Annotated in this window: 2 protein-coding genes; both read right to left on the bottom strand. The window is 59.5% G+C overall.

Features of this window, described 5'->3' with window-relative positions; genetic code table 11:
* Positions 1 to 116: 116 nt before the first annotated feature.
* Positions 117 to 458, bottom strand: coding sequence for a cupin domain-containing protein (locus EOA60_RS39795; RefSeq protein ID WP_128312706.1), 342 nt, complete (start codon positions 456 to 458; stop codon positions 117 to 119).
* 86 nt (positions 459 to 544) lie between these two features.
* On the bottom strand, positions 545 to 1059 hold a 515-nt coding region (locus EOA60_RS34460; protein WP_128312705.1), incomplete at its 5' end, for a helix-turn-helix domain-containing protein.

Raw genomic sequence — 1059 nt, 5'->3', positions numbered from 1 at the left:
TGCTCGACGCCTAGCACCCGCATGGGAGTGCAGCGCCCCGGCGCCAACTTCGAGCAACTCGTTGCAGCAATGTAGCATTGCTCCGGCTCGACGCATGTTTCGTTCGCCTCGCCCGGCTAGTCGCCGCTGAGAAAGGCGTCGAAAACCATGAAGTATTTTTTCATCGGCTCGTCCTGTTGCCAAAGCCCGGTAAATCCGCACGGCATGGAGAAGCTGTCGGCCTTGATGAAAATCTCCATGCGCCCATACGGTTCGACGATCGTGACGGAGCCCTCGATGACATTCATGAACTCATCCTTGGGGTAGTTTTCGAGCATCTCGGTATGGGCCGTCGCCTCCCATATGCCGACGCGAACCTGGCCCGCCGCCGTGCGGTCGGATACGAAAAAGCGATGGCGACGCTGCCTTGGCCTACCCTTCAGGACGTTGTCGTGGGCGATTGGCTCCCAAGGACTCATACCGTCTTTGGGGTCGCCATTTTCGCGCCGGCGGATGACACGGATCTGCTGTTGTATTTGCTCACGAGCTTTCGACAGGGTGAGGATCAGGGCGTAACGCCGGGGCCAACAACGTCGACCATCAGGCTAGAACTCGGTTGGAAAAACATGGTCAGACGATTTTGAGATCGAGACTTGCCCGCGGCAATGCGCCCCCGTTCCTCATGCGGCGAAATTCCAAAGAACGAGCGGTAGGCATGCGTAAAATGCGACGGCGAAGCGTAGCCGCAGGCAAAGGCGATCGTGGCGATGGGAGACCGTGTGCCGACCAGAAGCGATTGGGCTTTCTGAAGCCGCAGAGCCGTATAGAAACTGCTCGGAGGCACCCCGAATTCAGCCACGAAGCGGCGTTGCATCTGGCGTGGCGACATGTTGCAGCGGGCTGCCACCTCCTCGAGCGCGAGGGGCGCATCGATGAATTGCCGCATCACCGAAAGCGCGAGGGCAAGCTTGCGGTCGCGCACGAAAAGGTTGGTTTCGGCGTCCTTGAGAAAGAAGCACTCTCGCACATAGCGCGCGATGTCCTCGCCCTGATGCTGGGCGATGAGGCGCAGCATCAGAT

Origin of the sequence: Mesorhizobium sp. M1A.F.Ca.IN.020.06.1.1, assembly GCF_004023265.1 — a bacterium.
Classification (GTDB): Bacteria; Pseudomonadota; Alphaproteobacteria; order Rhizobiales; family Rhizobiaceae; genus Mesorhizobium.
Note: the sequence above shows the minus strand (reverse complement) of the source record. Positions and strands in the feature narration are given on the sequence as shown.

Coding starts and splice junctions, on each gene's coding strand:
- EOA60_RS39795 (WP_128312706.1), bottom strand. CDS start 458: ATGAGTCCTTGGGAGCCAATCGCCCACGACAACGTCCTGAAGGGTAGG.